16 protein-coding genes are annotated in these 17,272 nt (G+C 67.0%); 6 read left to right on the top strand and 10 right to left on the bottom strand.

All coding sequences use genetic code 11. The features are described from left to right. Positions 1-68: 68 nt before the first annotated feature. The 10 genes from ACCD11_RS14915 to ACCD11_RS14870 all read right to left on the bottom strand — a co-directional run bounded on the left by ACCD11_RS14915 (position 69) and on the right by ACCD11_RS14870 (position 10,250). Positions 69-1,064, bottom strand: a complete 996-nt coding sequence (locus ACCD11_RS14915; RefSeq protein WP_007836441.1) for a Bug family tripartite tricarboxylate transporter substrate binding protein — start codon at positions 1,062-1,064, stop codon at positions 69-71. Between the two features lie 35 nt (positions 1,065-1,099). Next, positions 1,100-2,167 carry a lactonase family protein gene (locus tag ACCD11_RS14910; RefSeq protein ID WP_007836439.1) on the bottom strand — a complete coding sequence of 356 codons (1,068 nt, stop codon included), beginning with the start codon at positions 2,165-2,167 and terminating at the stop codon, positions 1,100-1,102. A 10-nt stretch (positions 2,168-2,177) separates the two neighbouring features. Beyond that, positions 2,178-3,155: a Bug family tripartite tricarboxylate transporter substrate binding protein gene (locus tag ACCD11_RS14905; RefSeq protein WP_042673906.1), complete on the bottom strand. Its 978-nt coding sequence runs from the start codon at positions 3,153-3,155 to the stop codon at positions 2,178-2,180. Between the two features lie 72 nt (positions 3,156-3,227). After that, on the bottom strand, positions 3,228-3,989 hold the full coding sequence (locus ACCD11_RS14900; RefSeq protein WP_413314445.1) for an SDR family NAD(P)-dependent oxidoreductase: 762 nt from the start codon (positions 3,987-3,989) through the stop codon (positions 3,228-3,230). A 22-nt stretch (positions 3,990-4,011) separates the two neighbouring features. Then, positions 4,012-5,595 carry a galactarate dehydratase gene (gene garD / locus ACCD11_RS14895; RefSeq protein WP_413314444.1) on the bottom strand — a complete coding sequence of 528 codons (1,584 nt, stop codon included), beginning with the start codon at positions 5,593-5,595 and terminating at the stop codon, positions 4,012-4,014. Between the two features lie 18 nt (positions 5,596-5,613). Next, entirely contained in the window at positions 5,614-6,966 is a 1,353-nt protein-coding gene (locus ACCD11_RS14890) for a TRAP transporter large permease (RefSeq protein WP_007836432.1), read from the bottom strand. Continuing rightward, a complete protein-coding gene (locus ACCD11_RS14885; protein WP_007836430.1) occupies positions 6,957-7,451 on the bottom strand; it encodes a TRAP transporter small permease in 495 nt (164 codons plus the stop codon). The genes ACCD11_RS14890 and ACCD11_RS14885 overlap by 10 nt, the downstream gene beginning before the upstream one ends. Before the next feature lie 57 nt (positions 7,452-7,508). Beyond that, positions 7,509-8,486, bottom strand: a complete 978-nt coding sequence (locus tag ACCD11_RS14880; protein WP_413314504.1) for a TRAP transporter substrate-binding protein — start codon at positions 8,484-8,486, stop codon at positions 7,509-7,511. 68 nt (positions 8,487-8,554) lie between these two features. Further along, complete coding sequence (locus ACCD11_RS14875) at positions 8,555-9,445, bottom strand: SMP-30/gluconolactonase/LRE family protein (protein WP_413314443.1); 891 nt, start codon at positions 9,443-9,445, stop codon at positions 8,555-8,557. Then, positions 9,435-10,250 (bottom strand): NAD-dependent epimerase/dehydratase family protein, encoded by an 816-nt coding sequence (locus ACCD11_RS14870; RefSeq protein WP_007836424.1) that lies wholly within the window; start codon positions 10,248-10,250, stop codon positions 9,435-9,437. Before ACCD11_RS14870 ends, ACCD11_RS14875 begins: the two co-directional genes overlap by 11 nt. A gap of 219 nt (positions 10,251-10,469) precedes the next feature. On the opposite strand from ACCD11_RS14870, the gene ACCD11_RS14865 reads away from it, so the two are divergent. From ACCD11_RS14865 to ACCD11_RS14840, 6 genes are all read left to right on the top strand, one after another. Further along, a complete protein-coding gene (locus ACCD11_RS14865; protein ID WP_413314442.1) occupies positions 10,470-11,339 on the top strand; it encodes a FadR/GntR family transcriptional regulator in 870 nt (289 codons plus the stop codon). Positions 11,340-11,450: 111 nt separating this feature from the next. Beyond that, on the top strand, positions 11,451-12,452 hold the full coding sequence (locus ACCD11_RS14860; RefSeq protein ID WP_413314441.1) for a Bug family tripartite tricarboxylate transporter substrate binding protein: 1,002 nt from the start codon (positions 11,451-11,453) through the stop codon (positions 12,450-12,452). Between the two features lie 156 nt (positions 12,453-12,608). Continuing rightward, on the top strand, positions 12,609-13,520 hold the full coding sequence (kdgD, locus tag ACCD11_RS14855; protein WP_007836417.1) for a 5-dehydro-4-deoxyglucarate dehydratase: 912 nt from the start codon (positions 12,609-12,611) through the stop codon (positions 13,518-13,520). A 44-nt stretch (positions 13,521-13,564) separates the two neighbouring features. Further along, complete coding sequence (locus ACCD11_RS14850; RefSeq protein WP_413314440.1) at positions 13,565-14,014, top strand: nuclear transport factor 2 family protein; 450 nt, start codon at positions 13,565-13,567, stop codon at positions 14,012-14,014. A gap of 111 nt (positions 14,015-14,125) precedes the next feature. After that, complete coding sequence (gudD, locus tag ACCD11_RS14845; protein WP_413314439.1) at positions 14,126-15,481, top strand: glucarate dehydratase; 1,356 nt, start codon at positions 14,126-14,128, stop codon at positions 15,479-15,481. Positions 15,482-15,566: 85 nt separating this feature from the next. Beyond that, positions 15,567-17,003 (top strand): aldehyde dehydrogenase family protein, encoded by a 1,437-nt coding sequence (locus ACCD11_RS14840; RefSeq protein WP_007836411.1) that lies wholly within the window; start codon positions 15,567-15,569, stop codon positions 17,001-17,003. Positions 17,004-17,272: the final 269 nt, after the last annotated feature.

Below are 17,272 nucleotides of genomic sequence, written 5' to 3'. Positions count from 1 at the left end.
GGAAGGGCATTCTATAAAGCGCTTCTCCCCGGGAACGTAGGAAGCTTCCCTTGGTTCGCGTCCCGCCGTCAGTCGGCCTTGATCCCCGCGGCCTTGATCACCTGCGCCCACTTTTCCACTTCGGCCTTCTGGAACGCCGCGATCTGCGCGGTGCTCAGGTCGGCCGGCTCCATGCCGAAGCTCTTGAGCTTGTCCTGCATCTCGGGCGCGGAGAGGATCTTGCGGATCTCGGTGTGCAGCCGGTCGACCACCGGTGCCGGTGTGCCCGCGGGCACGAAGATCGCCTGCCATGACACGACCTCGAAGTCCTGCAGGCCGGGCACGCCCGACTCGGCCACCGTCGGCACGTCCGGCATCGAGGCCAGCCGCTTCGACGAGGTGACCGCGATGGCGCGCAGCTTGCCGCTCTGGATGTGAGGGCCGGCGACCACCGTGGTGTCGAACATCATGTCGACCTGCCCGCCGATCACGTCCTGGATTGCCGGGCCGCTGCCCTTGTACGGAATGTGCGTGAACTTCACGCCCGACTTGAAGGCCATCAGTTCCAGCGCGAGGTGCTGCGAGGTGCCCGTGCCGGCCGAGGCCGACGAGAGCCCGCCGGCCTTGGCCTTGCTGGCTGCGATCACGTCCTTCAGTGTCTTGTACGGGCTTGCCTGGTTCACCACCAGCACCACCGGGTTGGTGCCGATCAGCGTCACCGGCGCGAACGACTTCTGCGGGTCGTAGCCCAGCTTGGGATACAGGCTCACGTTGATCGCGTGCGAGCTGATCGTGCCGCCGACCATCGTGAAGCCGTCGGGCGCGGCGCGCGAACCGACCTCCGAGCCCACGCTGCCGCCGGCACCGCCCTTGTTGTCGATGATCACGCTCGTGCCCAGCACGGGGCCGAGCTTCTGCCCGATCAGGCGGGCCAGCACGTCGGTGGTGCCGCCGGCGGGAAAGGGCACGAGGTAGGTGATGGCCTTGCCCGTCGGCCAGTTGCCGCCGCCCTGCGCGAAGGCGGCCGGAAGGCCGGCGGCGAGGGAAGAGGCGAGGGCGGTGCGAATGAGTGTGCGGCGTTGCATGCAGGTGTCTCCTTGTGATGGGTGGTGCGGGGCCGTCAGGGCATGTCGACGATCTCGATCCAGTTCGGGTTCTTGCCGACGTCCAGGTGCTGGGGCCTGCCCAGCGCGCCGGTGGCGGCGTCGATGGCGTAGAGCGAGATGCCGTGCGATTCCTGTCCCGCGGCGATGAGATAGCGCCCGCTGGAGTCGATGGCGAAGCCGCGCGGCACCTTCTCGGTCGGGGTCTGGCCCAGCGGCTGCAGTTGTCCCGTGGCGGCATCGACCTTGAACGCCGACAGCGTGCTCGAGGTGCGCTCCGACGCGTACAGGTAGCGCCCGTCGGGCGTCAGGTGCAGGTCGGCGGCCCAGGGCTTGCCGGTGAAGCCGGCGGGCAGCGTGGTCGTGCTCTGTTCGAGCTTGAGCGTGCCGCGCGCCGCGTCCCATGCGAACACGTGCAGGGCGGCGTCGAGCTCGTCCAGCAGATAGACGTGGCGCTGCGCCTTGTCCCAGATGAAGTGGCGCGGGCCCGATTTCGTGGATGTGGTCGTCAGCGGCGGATCGTTGGGCGACAGCAGGCCCTTCTCGGCGTCGAAGCGCCAGCTCGACACGTTGTCGCCGCCCAGGCTGGTGGCCAGCACGAAGCGGTTGCTGGCGTCCGCGTGGATCGCGTGCGCGTTGGGCCCGGTCTGGATCAATTGATGGACGGGGCCCGCGGCGCCGTCCTTGCCGATGGAATTGACCGTGATCTTGCCGCCCTGGTAGGAGGCCGCGAAGAGCCACTTGCCGCTCGCGTCCAGGTCGATGTTGGCCATGCTGTCGGCCAGCGGCGCCTCGCCGAGCTTCTGCAGCTTGCCGGTGGCACCGTCGATCGACAGCGAGGCCACGCGAAACGGCTGCGAGCGCAGCGCGGCATACAGCACGCGCTTGTCGTGGCTCACCACCATCGGCATCACCGTGCCGCCGACGTTCAGCGTCTGCACCGGCTTGAGCGCACCCTGGGCGCGGTCGAGCTCGAGCACGGAGATTTCCTGGCTGTCCGCGTTGGACACGTAGACCCAGGTGGCGGCCGAGGCGGGGCCGATGGCGGCCAGCCACAGCAGCGATGCGATGGTTTTTCTTTTCATGGTTCGCGGTTCAGGGTTTGATGTTCAGTTTGGTGATGAGCTGCTTGAAGTAGACGTTGTCCTTGGCCAGCGTCTCCTTGAACACGGCGCCGTCGGTGTAGACGTAGCCCAGGTTCTGCTTGTCCATCACCTCGTGCATCAGCGGCTCGGCGGCGGTCTTCGCCGTCATCTCGCGCAGCTTCGCCATCACTTCGGGCGGTGTGTTCTTCGGCGCGCCGAGGCCGCGCCAGGTGCCGATCGACAGATCGATGCCGCGTTCCTTGGCGGTGGGCACCTTCTCGAAGCCCTTCACGCGCTTGTCGGCCATCACCATCAGCACCTTGAGCTTGCCGCCCTGCACATGCGTGGTGACTTCGGCCGGGCTCACCGCCACGGCCTCGATGTGTCCGCCGAGCAGCGCCAGCACCGCCGGCGCCGCGCCCTGGAACGGGATGTGGCCGAACTTCGCGCCGGTCTTGTCTTCGAGCGCCGCGGCGGCAAGGTGCCAGATCGAGCCGTTGCCCGAGTTGCCCACGCGCACGCCCTCGGGCGACTTCTTCGCGGCCGCCAGGAACTCCTCGATGGTGTTCCACGGCGCGTCGGCCTTCACGGTGATCGCCGCCGGATCGGCATTGAGCTGCGCGATCGGCTGGAAGTCGTCGTAGTTGAACTTGGCAAGGCCCAGGTGCGGCAGCGTCAGCAGCTCGACCGTCAGCACCGCGAGCTTGTAGCCGTCGGGCTTGGCGTTGATCACCTCCGTCCAGCCGATGGCGCCGCCAGCGCCGGGGCGGTTGACGATCACGATGCTCTGCGAGATGTGCTTGCGGCTCGCCTCGGAAAAAGCGCGTGCCAGGCCATCGGTCCCGCCGCCGGGCTGGTAGGGCACCAGCAGCTCGATCGGACGGTTCGGAAAATCGGCCTGCGCCGCGGCCGGCGTGGCCAGCCCGAGCGAAAGAGCTGCCGTGGCCGAGAGGGCGGCGATGCCGCGAACAAGCTGGATTCTTCTCATGATGTCGTCGTCTCCGTTGTTGATCCGATCCGGGGCCTCGCGCAAGGCCTCCTCGTGTTCTTCGTGCGTGCCTCAGGGCATGTACTGGCCGCCGTTCACCTCGATCACCTGCCCCGTGACGTAGCCGGAGAGCTGCTCCGACGCCAGGTACAGGAAGGCGCCGACGCATTCCTCGGGCACGCCGATGCGGCCCATCGGAATGCCGGCGCGGAAGTTCTCCAGCATTGCGGGTGTCGAGAAGCGGTCCTGGAACGGCGTCTGGATCACGCCGGGCGCCACGGCATTCACGCGGATGCGGTCGCCCACCAGCTCCTTCGCGAGCCCGTGCGTCGCCGTGCTCACGAAGCCCTTCGAGCCCGCGTACAAATAGGCGGCTGGCCCGCCGCCGGTGCGTGCCGCGACCGAGGTCACGTTGATGATGTTGCCGCTGCCCTGCGCGCGCATCAGCGGCACCACCTCGCGGCAGTAGGCGAGCACCGAGCGCGCGTTGATGTGCATCACCTCGTCGAACAGCGCGTCGTCGAACTCGGCGATCGGCACGCGCTTGACCAGGCTGCCGGCGTTGTTGACGAGCACGTCGATGCGCCCCAGCTGCGCCGCGGCCTGTTTCACGCATTCGCGGATTGCGGCCGTGTCGCGCACGTCGGCCTTCAGCGCGAAGGCGGTGCCGCCGGCCGCGCGGATGGTGTCGACCACCCCGTTCGCCGCATCGGCCGAGCTGTTGTAGTGCACCGCCACGCGCATGCCGCGCGCCGCAAAGGCGACGGCCACCGCGGCGCCGATGCCGGTGCTGGCGCCGGTGACGAGCGCTGTCTTGTCCTTGAGGTCTTCCATGTCTTTGCTCCGTGCGAAGGGATCAGGTCACGGGTGCCGGGTTGAACAGCACCAGCGCGTTGTGCAGCTTCCAGTGCTCGGCCCATGTTTTCTTGCGGCCGCTGGCCACGTCGAGCATCAGGCGGAACAGCTCCCAGCCCACGTCCTCGATGCTGGCCTCGCCGTCGGCGATGCGGCCTGCGTTCACGTCCATCAGGTCGTGCCAGCGGCGCGCGAGGTCGCTGCGCGTGGCGACCTTGATCACCGGTACCTCGGCCAGCCCGTAGGGCGTGCCGCGGCCGGTGGTGAACACGTGCAGGTTGATGCCGGCCGCCAGCTGCAGCGTGCCGCAGATGAAATCGCTGGCCGGCGTGGCGGCGTAGATCAGGCCCTTCTGCGCAGCCTTCTCGCCGGGCGCGAGCACGCCGGTGATGGGCGCCGAGCCCGACTTGACGATGGAGCCCATCGCCTTCTCGACGATGTTCGACAGGCCGCCCTTCTTGTTGCCCGGCGTGGTGTTGGCGCTGCGGTCGACGCGGCCCTTCTGCAGGTAGGCGTCGTACCAGGCCATCTCGCGGATCATGGCCTCGGCCACCTCGGGCGTGGACGCGCGCGAGGTGAGCTGGTCGATGCCGTCGCGCACCTCGGTCGTTTCCGAGAACATCACGGTGGCGCCCGCGCGCACCAGCAGGTCGGTGCAGAAGCCCACGGCGGGGTTGGCGGTGACGCCCGAGAAGGCGTCGCTGCCGCCGCACTGGACGCCCACCACCAGTTCGCTGGCGGGCACGGTTTCGCGCCTGCGCCTGTTGAGCCGCGCGAGGTGCTCGTCGGCCTGGCGCATGACCGAGTCGATCATCGACATGAAGCCGACATGCTCGTCGTCCTGCAGGCAGACCACGTCGAGCTCTGCCGCATCGCCGCCGGCATCGCCGCGCTTGTCGATGATGGGAATGCTTCCCGGCGGCAGCAGCCGCTCGGGCTGCAGCTTCTCGCAGCCCAGGCTCACCACCATCACCTCGCCGCCGAAGTTCGGATTGAGGCTGATGTTGCGCAGCGTGCGGATCGGCACGATGGCATCCGGCGCATCGATGGCCACGCCGCAGCCGTAGCTGTGCTCCAGCGCCACCACGTCGTCGACGTTCGGGTACCTGGGCAGCAGCTCGGCCTTGATGCGCTGCACCGCGAAGTCGGTCACGCCGGCCACGCACTGCACCGTCTGCGTGATCGCGAGGATGTTGCGCGTGCCCACCGAGCCGTCGGCGTTGCGGTAGCCCTCGAAGGTGTAGCCCTCCAGCGGGGGCAGGGCGGGGGGCTTGACCGTGGCGATGGGCAGGCCGTCGAGGCCGGGCGCCACCGGCATGCGCATTACGCGCTCGTGCACCCAGCTGCCGCGCGGCAGTGCTTTCTGTGCATAGCCGATCACCACGTTGTAGCGGACGATGGCCGCGCCCTCGGCCAGGTCGGCCAGGGCCACCTTGTGACCCTGGGGCACGTTGTCCACCAGCACCAGGCCGTCGGCGAACGAGGTGCCGGCCTTCAGGCCGCCGTCGTTCGCGACGATGGCCACGTTGTCGTTGGCGTGGATGCGGATGTAGAGCGGCGAGGCTCCGGAGGCGGCATTGCTCATCGTGAGGACCTTTGTTGCTTACAGCACCTTGTGGCCGGTCAGCATCGTGGGCAGCCAGGTGGAGAAGGCCGGCACGTAGGTCACCAGGGTGATGGCGATGAAGATCGCCAGATAGTAGGGCCAGGCGGTTTTCGTCGCCTCCCCGATGGATATCTTGCCGATCGCGCAGCCGATGAACTGCACCGTGCCCACCGGCGGGTGCACCAGGCCCAGCGCGCAGTTCAGCAGCAGCATCATCCCGAACTGCACCGGGCCCACGCCCATCTGGATGGCCAGCGGCAGGAACAGCGGCGTCGTGATCAGGATGTGCGCCGCCATGTCCAGGAAGATGCCCAGGAAGATCTGGATGATGTTGATGTACAGCAGCATCAGCCAGGGACTGGAGGTGGCGGCCAGCAGCACGGTCTCGATGGCGTCCGGGATCTCCAGGTAGGCCATCTGGTAGCGCAGCATGTTCGACACGCCGATCAGCAACAGGATCACGCCGGTGGTCTTCGACGCCTTGGCCAGCGACTTGAAGAGCTTCTCGCGCGTCATCGTGCGGTAGGCCACCACCGTGAGCAGCAGCGAATACGTCACCGCGATGGCCGCCGCCTCGGTGGCCGTTGCCACGCCCTTCATCACGCACACCAGGATGATCACGATCACCATCAGGCCGGGAATCGCAGCCAGGAAGGTCTTGGCCACCATGCCCCAGCCGGGGAAGCGCTCGACCATCGTGCTGCCGTCGGTGCGCTTCGGGTAGCCATGCTTGGCGGCCTGCCAGTAGGCGGCCACCAGCATGCACACCATGATCCAGAACACCGGGATCAGCCCCGCGAACATCAGGTCGCCGATGGACACGCCCTTGATGATGTGCCCGTCGATGGTGCCCACCGCGGCCTGCGCTGCGAAGGCGTAGATGATCATGTTGTGCGAGGTCGGCATCAGCGCACCCGAGAGCGAGGCGTGCGTCGTCACGTTCACCGCATACGCCGCGCTGTAGCCCTCGCGCTTCATGATCGGGATCATCACGCCGCCCATGGCCGAGGTGTCGGCCACGGGGGAGCCGGAGACGCCGCCGAACAGCGTCGATGCCACCACGTTGGCCAGGCCCAGGCCGCCCTTCCAATGGCCGACGAGGCTGCGCGCGAAGGCGACGATCTTGTCGGCGATGCCGCCGTGCAGCATCAGTTCGCCCGAGAAGATGAAGAAAGGAATGGCCAGGAACGAGAACACGTTCATGCCCGACACCATCATCTGGATGGCGGTCTCGAACGGCAGGCCCTCGTAGGCAAAGGTGGCCAGGCAGCTCAGCCCGATGGCGAAGGCCACCGGCATGCCGAGCAGCAGGAAGAGCACGAAGCTCAGCGACAGCACTGTCAATGCCATGATGGAACGACCTTCTGGTCTGTGAACTGAGCCGCCAGGTGCTCGAGGGAGAAGAGGGTGATCAGCACCCCCGCAAAGAGAATCGGCACGTAGCGCACGGCCTCGGACATGCCCAGCGTGGGAATGGTCGACTCGCGTGTGGACACGGCCATCTCGGCACCGCCCGCGATCAATGCGATGGCGAAGCCGATGGTCAGCACATAGACAAGCGCCTTGCACCAGAACTGCGCTTTGGGCGGCAGTACCTTCACCAGCGAATCGAGGCCGATGTGGCCGGCGTCGCGCACGCCGGCGGAAGCGCCGAACATGGCGACCGAGATCACCAGCAGCAGCGCGACCTGCTCCACGTACGGCGGGGCGTCATTGAAGACGTAGCGCAGCACCACGCCGTAGACGACGACTGCGAGCAGGCCGACAAGGCACACGCAGGCGATGTACATCGCCCAGCGCGAAAGCCGTGCGTTCAGATGGGTCAGCAAATGCATTTGGAAGTCCTGCCTTGCCCCCTCCCTCCGAAAGGTGAGGGAGAGAAGCCGTGGGCGTCATTTCGTGTTGACGATTTCCTGCACCAGCGCCTTCAGCTCCGGCGTGGTGGCGAACTTGTCCCACACCGGCTTCTCGGCATCGACGAAGCCCTTGCGGTCGATATCGGCGGCGGCCACGACTTTCGCGCCGCCCTTGATGACGGCCGCCTTGGCGTCCTTCTCGCGCGGCTCCCACAGCTTCACGTAGTAGGGCACCGAGTCCTTCGCGGCCTTGCGGATCGCGGCCTGTTCTTCCTTGCTCAGCGTGTCCCAGATCTTCTTGGAGAACACCAGCACTTCGGGCGTCATGACGTGCATGGTCTCGGAGTAGACCGGCGCGGCCTCGAAGTGCTTGGCTTCGTCGTACGAGGGGTAGTTGTTCTCGGCGGCGTCCACCAGGCCGGTCTTCAGGCCGGTGTAGACCTCGGCGATGGGCATCGGCGTGGGCGAGGCGCCGGTGGCGCTCACCAGGCTCACCATCAGGTCGGAGGGCTGCACGCGGATCTTCAGGCCCTTCATGTCGGCCACTGTCTTGATCGGCTTCTTGGCGTAGACCGAGCGCGCGCCGCTTTCATACATGCACAGGCCGATGAAGCCGGCCTTCTCGAACGCGGCCAGCACCTTGTCGCCGGTCGGTCCGTACATGGCCTTGCGGAAATGCTCGATGTCGCGGAACAGGAAGGGCAGCGACGGAATCACCGACTCCGGCACGATGCCGTGGAACGAGGCGCTGCTCACGCGCACCATGTCCAGCGCGCCGATCTTCACCTGCTCGACCGTGTCCTTCTCCGAGCCCAGCGAACTGTCGGCGAAGATCTTGATGTTGTCCTTGCCGCCCGTGGCCTTCGACAGCTCATCGCCCATGAACTTCACCGCCTGGTTGGTGGGAAAGTCCTTGGCGTGCACTTCGGCGGAGCGGAAGGTTCGTGCCATGGCGGCGTTCGATACCGTGAGGGTGACCAGGCCGATCGCGATCAGGCCCGACAGCTTCTTCATTTGTAGTGATTTCATTCTTGATAGCTCCTCGGTGGATGAAAAGAAAACGCAGTGGATGAACAACAGGGTCAGATGCCGAAAGCGGGCTCCGCGAGGCCCTTCGCACCGGGCCGCAGCGCGAACACGCCGCCGGCCAGCGGCTGGTCCGAAAGGTCGGTGCCGCCGGGACGGATGGAGGTGACGAAGAGGGTGTCGAGGTCCGGGCCGCCGAAGGCGCACATGGCGGGCTTCTTCACCGGTACTTCGAGCGAGCGGTCGAGCCGGCCGTCGGGCGTGAAGCGGTGCACCAGGCCGGCGTCGTTGCCGCAGATCCAGTAGCAGCCGTCGGTGTCCATGGCGGCGCCGTCGGGACGGCCGGGCAGGGGCTTCATGTCGATGAACAGGCGGCGGTTGGTGGGCGTGCCGGTGTCCGTGTCGTAGTCGAAGGCCCAGACGGCTTGTACGCCGGGGTGCGAGTCCGAGAGGTACATCGTGCGGCCGTCCGGGCTGAAGGCCAGGCCGTTGGGCACGATGAGATCGCCGAGGCGCTCAGCGGCGTTGTCGCTGCCCTTGCCGTAGCGGTAGAGGCGGCCGATGCGCGCGCCGGCCGCCATGTCGAGCAGCATCGTGCCGGCCCAGAAGCGGCCCTGTCGGTCGCAGCGGCCGTCGTTGAAGCGCATGGCCGGTGCCGCGTGCGCGACGGGGGCGAGCGGGCTGGCGGCCAACGTGCCATCGGCCTGCGGCTTCAGCGAGAACAGGCCGCTTTCCATGCCGGCGATCCATTCGCCGGGAACGTCGGCGCGCGGCGCGATGCAGGCGATCATTTCGTTCGCCGTCCATTGCGTGTGGCCTTCGCTCGCGTGCCAGCGGTTCAGTGTGCGCGCCGGAATGTCGACCCAGTACAGCGCCTGCTGCCCGGCATGCCACACCGGGCTTTCGCCGGTGCCGTTGCGCGCGTCGAGAACCAGTTCAGCTTGCATCGCCGAAGGGGCCTTGCGCGGTGAAGGCGCCGCCCTGGTAGATGGCGTTCGGGTCGGTGGGGGCGACAGGTGGTTGTGCCTCGACCTTGTCGCGGAACACCTCCGAGCTGTCTTGCGGCACGAAGCCCAGGTGCGCGGCCGCGCTGTTGTCCCACCACACGTCGCGGTTGTTCGACATGCCGTAGACCACCGTGTGCTTCACGTCCGGCGTGAACAGCGACTTCTCGATCAGCGTCGTCAGGTCGCGATAGCTGAGCCAGGTGCTCATCATGCGGCGGTTGGCGGGCTCCGGGAACGAGGAGCCGATGCGGATGCTCACGGTCTCGATGCCCCAGCGGTCGAAGTAGAACTGCGCCATGTCCTCGCCGAAGGATTTCGACAGGCCGTAGTAGCCGTCGGGCCGGCGCACGGCGTGCGCGTCGATGTGTTCGCTTTGCTTGTAGAAGCCGATCACGTGGTTCGAACTCGCGAACACCACGCGCTTCACGCCGTGGCGGCGCGCGGCTTCGTAGACATTGAACACGCCCTTGATGTTGGCTTCGAGGATTTCCTCGAACGGGCGCTCCACCGACACGCCGCCCAGGTGGACGATGGCGTCGCAGCCTTCGACCAGCGCATGCACTGCCGCCTTGTCCGAGAGGTCGCAGGGCACGACTTCCTCGCTCGCGTCCACGGCTGGCGAAAGCGAAGCGATGTCCGACAGGCGCAGCGTGCCGGCAAAGGGCTTGAGCCGCTCGCGCAGCACCTTGCCGAGTCCGCCGGCCGCGCCGGTCAGGAGGAGGCGGTTCATCTTCTTGTCTGTCATCGTTGCGCGTCCATACATTCAGGAGTCATGGTTTCCGAGGGCCCGCCGTCACGGTGCTTTTCTGAAAGCGGCCGGTACGATGCCGACGGAGCAAAGTCAAAGGGCTGCATGTCGGTGCCGTGGAAGCCGAAAGCCGCAGGCGAAATGGCCGGCGGCGCCAGGAGATGTGAGATGGGTTATCTGTTGTCGTACAACTAGTTGGAGATTATCATCGTGGCCATGGCTCAGTCGACTGCGGGTAATCCCTTGGAATCACAAGCGCCGGTGGAAACGGCGTCTGCCGCTTCGGCTGCGGGAGCTGCTTTCGTGGGGCGACCGCGCCAGCGCGCACGCGGCCTCGCGCATGGGCTGGTGGAAGACCTGGGCGAAAAAATCCGCAGCCAGTCGCTGCGCCCGGGCGACAAGCTGCCGACCGAGTCGGCCATCATGCAGGCCTATGGCGTGAGCCGCACCGTGGTGCGCGAGGCGCTGTCGAAGCTGCAGGCCGGCGGGCTGGTCGAGACGCTGCACGGCGTGGGCACCTTCGTGCTGCAGCCGCGGGCGGGCGGGGTGTTTCGCCTCGATCCCGGGGAGATTGCCGCATCGGTCGACGTGCTGGCCGTGCTGGAGCTGCGCATCAGCCTGGAGACCGAGTCGGCCGGCCTTGCTGCGAGCCGCCGCACCGACGAGCAGTTGGTTGCCATGCGCCAGGCGCTCGACGATTTCGAGCGCAACGTGGTCGTGGCGGGCGACACCGTGGGGCCGGACTTCCGCTTCCACCTGCAGATCGCCGAGTCGACCGGCAACCCCTATTTCGCGGACATCATGCGGCACCTGGGCACCACGCTCATTCCGCGTACGCGTATCAGCGCCATCCGCACGCACGAGGGTGGCGCGCCCTATCTGAACCGGGTCAACCGCGAGCACGAGGAGATCTACGCGGCCATCGCGCGGCGCGATCCCGAGTCGGCGCGCGCGGCCATGCGCATCCACCTGACCAACAGCCGCGAGCGGCTGCGCCTGGCGCAGGAGGCCGCGCAGCAGAAGGCGAAGGCCGATGCGGCCGCAGGCACGGCCGCGCCGTCGTCCGACGACACTCCCTCCAGCTGAATTTTTCTTGCCGGCCAGGCTGGACAAGTTGTTTTTCTAGTTGTACGATGACTGATAACTCGCTCGGGCACGGGCGAAGCCATGACGAACCATCGAACAACTGGAGGCAGCATGACCATCAACCGGCGCGGCGCACTCGGTGCCGCACTCGCCACCACCCTGGCCGCCAGCCTGCCGCTGAGCGCCATCGCGCAGGGCGCGCAGCAGGGCGGGGGCGGCAACTGGCCCTCGAAGCCGATCCGCATCATCGTCCCGTACCCGCCGGGAGGCTCGTCCGACATCATTGCGCGGTCCATCAGCCAGCCGCTGTCGGAGGCGCTGGGCCAGTCGGTGATCATCGACAACAAGGCCGGCGCCAACGGCAACCTCGGCGCCGACCTGCTGGCCAAGGCACCGGCCGACGGCTACACGCTGATGCTGTGCGACCTCGGCGCGCTGGCCATCAGCCCGTCGCTGTATCCCAAGCTGCCTTTCGATCCGTCGAAGGACCTGCGCAGCGTTTCCATGCTGGCCTACTCGCCGCACCTGCTGGTGGTGCATCCCTCGGTGCAGGCGAACACGCTGAAGGAACTGGTCGAGCTCTCGAAGAAAAGCGATCTCAACTTCGCCGTGACCGCCAGCGGCAGCACCGCGCACCTGGCCGGCATCGAGCTGCAGCGCAAGGTCGGCGCCAAGTGGGAATACGTGCCCTACAAGGGCGGCGTGCAGGCGGTGCTCGACACCGTGTCGGGCCAGACGCAGGTGCTGATGAACGGCATGCTCGCCACCTATCCACAGGTGCAGTCCGGCAAGCTCAAGCTGATCGCCGTGTCGAAAGCCACGCGCATGCCGCTGATCGGCAGCGTGCCGACCATCGCGGAGCAGGGCGTCCCCGGCTACGAGTCGGGCACTTGGCAGGGCGTGGTCGCGGCGCGCGGCGTGCCCGACGCGGTGATCGCCCGGCTCAACAAGGAACTGGTGCGCATCATCCGCACGCCCGACATCCGCGCGCGCCTCGCCGGGCAGGGCGCAGAGGTCGTGACCATGACCGCGCCCGAGCAGGACCAGTTCTTCGCCAAGGAGCGCGCGCGCTGGGCGCAAGTCATCAAAGAGGCCAACGTCAGGCTCGACTAGTCATGTCTGCCCCCCGGCTCTTCACTCGCTTCGCTCCGTGTAATTCGCCACCCCCCGAGGGTGGGGCGCGGCCCGCCTTGGGGCGGCCTCGCGGCAGCCGCATCGCCGCCCTTTGAATCTTCTTCATTTTTCAAAAACTTCACTGGACTCTTCCCGATGAACCCGCAAGAACTCAAGACCATCATGGGCTCCGGCCTGCTCTCGTTTCCGCTGACCGACTTCGACAGCAACGGCGACTTCAACAAGAAGGGCTACGTCGAGCGCCTCGAATGGCTCGCTCCCTACGGCGCGAGCGCTCTGTTCGCGGCCGGCGGCACGGGCGAGTTCTTCTCGCTGACTGGCGACGAGTACCCCGGCATCATCCAGACGGCCGTCGACACCTGCCGCGGCGTGGTGCCGATCATTGCCGGCGCCGGCGGCCCCACGCGCTTCGCCATCCAGTGCGCGCAAGCCGCCGAGAAGGCTGGCGCGCACGGCATCCTGCTGCTGCCGCACTACCTCACCGAAGCCGGCCAGGAAGGCCTGGCCGCGCACGTCGAGGCCGTGTGCAAGAGCGTGAAGTTCGGCGTGATCGTCTACAACCGCGCCACCAGCCGCCTGAAACCCGACACGCTCGCCGGCCTGGCCGAGCGCAACCCGAATCTCGTCGGCTTCAAGGACGGCATCGGCGACATCGAGGCCATGGTCGCCATCTACCAGAAGATGGGCGACCGCTTCGCCTACCTGGGCGGCCTGCCTACGGCCGAGGTCTATGCCGCTGCCTACAAGGCAATGGGCACGCCGGTGTATTCGTCGGCCGTCTTCAACTTCATTCCGAAGACCGCCATGGACTTCTACAAGGCCGTGGCCGCCGACGACCTGCCGACGCAGCACCGCCTGCTGAAGAACTTCTTCATGCCGTACCTCGAACTGCGCAACCGCACGCCGGGCTATGCCGTGAGCATCGTGAAGGCCGGCGCCAAGATCGTCGGCCACGACGCGGGCCCCGTGCGAGCGCCGCTCACCGACCTGAAGCCCGCCGAGATGGAACAGCTCAAGGCGCTGATCGACGCGCTCGGCCCGCAGTAAGCCGGCAAGCCGTCGAACATGAACAACAACACGGAGACAAGGCAATGTTCCTCAAGAAGCTCTTCCTGATTGCCGCCGCGGCGGCCGCGTTCTCAGGGTGCTCGATGATGCAGGCGGGCAATGCGGCATCGGCCTCGCCCGAAGTGGCAGCCGCCGCCGAGCGCCTGCGCATTGCGATGATCGATCCGACCGCCGCCGCGCTCGGCGCGCTGGTGGCCGACGACCTGAGCTATGGCCACTCGAGCGGCAAGGTCGACACCAAGGCCAGCTTCATCGGCGACCTGGTGGACGGCAAGTCGGACTTCGTGGCCATCACGATCACCGACCAGACCATCAAGGTGGTCGACGGCCAGACTGCCATCGTGCGCCACACGCTCGCGGCCGACACCAACGATTCGGGCAAGCCAGGCAAGGTGGCGCTGAAGATCCTCGGCATCTGGCAGAAGCAGGACGGAAGCTGGAAGCTGCTCGCCCGCCAGGCCGTGAGGATCTAATGCTCCCCAGGCTTCGCGCACACCCTTGCCGGAGCAACACCAGCGGCCCCGGCAGAGCCGGTCCCGCGGTGTTTCCCGAAGGGGTCGGCATGGTTTTGGATTGATTCGAAAATGACATCTTCAGATTCCACTTCTCCCGTCACCGGTGCCCCCGTCGTTACCGGCATGCGCGTGATTCCCGTCGCCGGCCACGACAGCATGCTGATGAACCTCAGCGGCGCGCACGGTCCGTTCTTCACGCGCAACCTGCTGATCCTGACCGACAGCGCCGGCCACACCGGCGTCGGCGAAGTGCCGGGCGGCGAGAAGATCCGCCAGACGCTCGAAGACGCGCGCGGCCTCATCGTCGGCCAGCCCATCGGCCGCCACAACGCCGTGCTCAACAGCATGCGCAGCGCCTTCGCCAACCGCGACAGCGGCGGCCGCGGCCTGCAGACCTTCGACCTGCGCGTGACCATCCATGCAGTAACGGCCGTCGAAGCGGCGTTGCTCGACCTGCTCGGCCAGCATCTCGAAGTGCCCGTGGCGGCCCTGCTCGGCGAAGGCCAGCAGCGCGACGCGGTGCAGATGCTCGGCTACCTCTTCTATGTGGGCGACCGCAACAAGACCGACCTGCCGTACGAAAGCGACCCCGGCGCCGACAACGACTGGTTCCGCCTGCGCCATGAAGAAGCCATGACGCCCGAGGCCATCGTGCGCCTCGCCGAGGCCACGCATGCGCGCTATGGTTTCACCGATTTCAAGCTCAAGGGCGGCGTGCTGCGCGGCGAGGAAGAAGTCGAGGCCATCCGCGCGCTGCACGAGCGCTTTCCGCAGGCGCGCGTCACGCTCGACCCGAACGGCGGCTGGCTGCTCGCCGACGCGATTCGCCTGTGCCGCGACCTGCACGGCGTGATGGCCTATGCCGAAGACCCGTGCGGCGCCGAAGGCGTGTTCTCGGGCCGCGAGGTGATGGCCGAGTTCCGCCGCGCCACCGGCCTGCCGACCGCCACCAACATGGTGGCCACCGACTGGCGCGAGATGGTGCACAGCCTGTCGCTGCAGTCGGTCGACATTCCGCTGGCCGATCCGCACTTCTGGACCCTGCAGGGCTCCGTGCGCGTGGCGCAGCTGTGCCAGGCCTGGGGCCTGACCTGGGGCTCGCATTCGAACAACCACTTCGACGTGTCGCTCGCCATGTTCACGCACGTGGCGGCCGCGGCGCCGGGCAAGGTCACCGCGATCGACACGCACTGGATCTGGCAGGACGGCCAGCACCTGACGAAAGAGCCGCTGCAGATCGAAGGCGGCTTCGTGAAGGTGCCCACGCGCGGCGGCTTGGGCGTGGAACTCGACATGGATGAAGTCGAGAAGGCGCACCAGCTCTACCTGAAGCACGGCCTGGGCGCGCGCAACGACGCGCAGGCGATGCAATACTTGATTCCGGGATGGACTTTCGACAACAAAAAACCTTGCATGGTCCGTTGAAGGTTTAGTCTCCCGTTTCCATTTCCGCAGCCGGACACCCAGTGCTCCGGCTTCTTTCTTTCCATCGAGCAGCAAGGAACCCCTCATGCAAAACTTCGACAACCTGATCGGCGGCGAATGGCGTGCCGGCGCAAGCTACAGCCCCAACCTCAACCCCAGCAACCTGTCCGACGTGCTCGGCCAGTACACGCAGGGCGACGCGTCGCACGTCGAGGCCGCCGTGGCTGCCGCCACCGCCGCCTTCCCGGCCTGGGCCACGGGCAGCATCCAGGCGCGCTCCGATGCGCTCGACAAGATCGGTACCGAAATCCTCGCGCGCAAGGAAGAACTCGGCACGCTGCTGGCCCGTGAAGAAGGCAAAACCCGCGCCGAAGGCATCGGCGAGGCCACCCGCGCGGGCCAGATCTTCAAGTTCTTCGCCGGCGAATGCCTGCGCCTGTCGGGCGAGGTGCTGCCTTCGGTGCGGCCCAACATCGGCGTGGAGATCACGCGCGAGCCGGTCGGCGTGGTCGGCCTCATCACGCCGTGGAACTTCCCCATCGCCATCCCGGCCTGGAAGATCGCGCCAGCGCTCGCTTTCGGCAACTGCGTGGTCCTGAAGCCTGCCGACCTCGTGCCCGGCTGCGCCTGGGCGCTGGCCGAGATCATCAGCCGCTCGGGCATCCCGGCCGGCGTGTTCAACCTCGTGATGGGCCGCGGCAGCGTGATCGGCAACGCGCTGGTCAACCACCCCGGCATCCATGCGATCAGCTTCACGGGCTCGGTCGGCGTGGGCCGCAACATCGCCGTGCAGTGCGTCACCAACCACAAGAAGGTGCAGCTCGAAATGGGCGGCAAGAACCCGCAGGTGATCCTGGACGACGCCGACCTCGCGCAGGCCGTGGAGCTCAGCGTGCAAAGCGCGTTCTATTCCACCGGCCAGCGCTGCACCGCGTCGAGCCGCCTCATCGTGACCGAAGGCATCTACCCCAAGTTCATCGAGGCGATGAAGGCGCGCATGGCCAAGATCAAGGTCGGCGATGCGCTCGCGCAGGGCACCGACATCGGCCCCGTCTCGTCCAAGTCGCAGCTCGACCAGGACATGGAATACGTTGCCATCGGCAAGGGCGAGGGCGCCACGCTGGCTGCCGGCGGCGAGCTGCTGAAGCTGGAGACCGACGGCTACTACATGTCGCCCGCGCTCTTCAGCGAATCGGCCGCGGCCATGCGCATCAACAAGGAAGAGATCTTCGGGCCGGTCGCGAGCGTGATCCGCGTGAAGAACTACGAAGAGGCGCTGGCAACGGCCAACGACACAGAGTTCGGCCTCTCGGCGGGCATTGCGACCACGAGCCTGAAGTACGCCACGCACTTCAAGCGCCACAGCCAGGCGGGCATGGTGATGGTCAACCTGCCGACGGCTGGCGTCGACTACCACGTGCCATTCGGCGGCCGCAAGGGTTCGAGCTATGGTCCGCGCGAGCAGGGCAAGTATGCGCAGGAGTTCTTCACCACTGTGAAGACGGCTTACACACTGGCCTGATCCTTTGGTCGTGGGTGGCTCTGGGCACGCTGTCGTGTTCGGGGTGCGCTCGCGCCGACGGGTACTCTGCTCCGCGAATGTCCCCCGGCCTTTGGCCTCCTCCTTTATTTCGCTGCGCAGAGCACCCCGCCAGCATGATCGATCAGAGCACTGGTTGATCAGCCAGCACAACGGCAGCGTCCATTGTGCGAAGGGGCCCCGGGGGGGGCCCCCGGGCCATAAAGGGTGGGGCGGAGGCGGGGGGGGGTGGCGGGGGGGGGCCCCCCGGG

The organism is Variovorax sp. Varisp36 (assembly GCF_047304235.1).
Taxonomy (GTDB): Bacteria; Pseudomonadota; Gammaproteobacteria; order Burkholderiales; family Burkholderiaceae_C; genus Variovorax.
The sequence above is the reverse complement of the archived record's forward strand: the minus strand, read 5'-3'. Positions and strand labels throughout refer to the sequence as shown.

Coding starts and splice junctions, on each gene's coding strand:
- ACCD11_RS14915 (WP_007836441.1), bottom strand. CDS start 1,064: ATGCAACGCCGCACACTCATTCGCACCGCCCTCGCCTCTTCCCTCGCC.
- ACCD11_RS14910 (WP_007836439.1), bottom strand. CDS start 2,167: ATGAAAAGAAAAACCATCGCATCGCTGCTGTGGCTGGCCGCCATCGGC.
- ACCD11_RS14905 (WP_042673906.1), bottom strand. CDS start 3,155: ATGAGAAGAATCCAGCTTGTTCGCGGCATCGCCGCCCTCTCGGCCACG.
- ACCD11_RS14900 (WP_413314445.1), bottom strand. CDS start 3,989: ATGGAAGACCTCAAGGACAAGACAGCGCTCGTCACCGGCGCCAGCACC.
- garD (WP_413314444.1), bottom strand. CDS start 5,595: ATGAGCAATGCCGCCTCCGGAGCCTCGCCGCTCTACATCCGCATCCAC.
- ACCD11_RS14890 (WP_007836432.1), bottom strand. CDS start 6,966: ATGGCATTGACAGTGCTGTCGCTGAGCTTCGTGCTCTTCCTGCTGCTC.
- ACCD11_RS14885 (WP_007836430.1), bottom strand. CDS start 7,451: ATGCATTTGCTGACCCATCTGAACGCACGGCTTTCGCGCTGGGCGATG.
- ACCD11_RS14880 (WP_413314504.1), bottom strand. CDS start 8,486: ATGAAGAAGCTGTCGGGCCTGATCGCGATCGGCCTGGTCACCCTCACG.
- ACCD11_RS14875 (WP_413314443.1), bottom strand. CDS start 9,445: ATGCAAGCTGAACTGGTTCTCGACGCGCGCAACGGCACCGGCGAAAGC.
- ACCD11_RS14870 (WP_007836424.1), bottom strand. CDS start 10,250: ATGACAGACAAGAAGATGAACCGCCTCCTCCTGACCGGCGCGGCCGGC.
- ACCD11_RS14865 (WP_413314442.1), top strand. CDS start 10,470: ATGGCTCAGTCGACTGCGGGTAATCCCTTGGAATCACAAGCGCCGGTG.
- ACCD11_RS14860 (WP_413314441.1), top strand. CDS start 11,451: ATGACCATCAACCGGCGCGGCGCACTCGGTGCCGCACTCGCCACCACC.
- kdgD (WP_007836417.1), top strand. CDS start 12,609: ATGAACCCGCAAGAACTCAAGACCATCATGGGCTCCGGCCTGCTCTCG.
- ACCD11_RS14850 (WP_413314440.1), top strand. CDS start 13,565: ATGTTCCTCAAGAAGCTCTTCCTGATTGCCGCCGCGGCGGCCGCGTTC.
- gudD (WP_413314439.1), top strand. CDS start 14,126: ATGACATCTTCAGATTCCACTTCTCCCGTCACCGGTGCCCCCGTCGTT.
- ACCD11_RS14840 (WP_007836411.1), top strand. CDS start 15,567: ATGCAAAACTTCGACAACCTGATCGGCGGCGAATGGCGTGCCGGCGCA.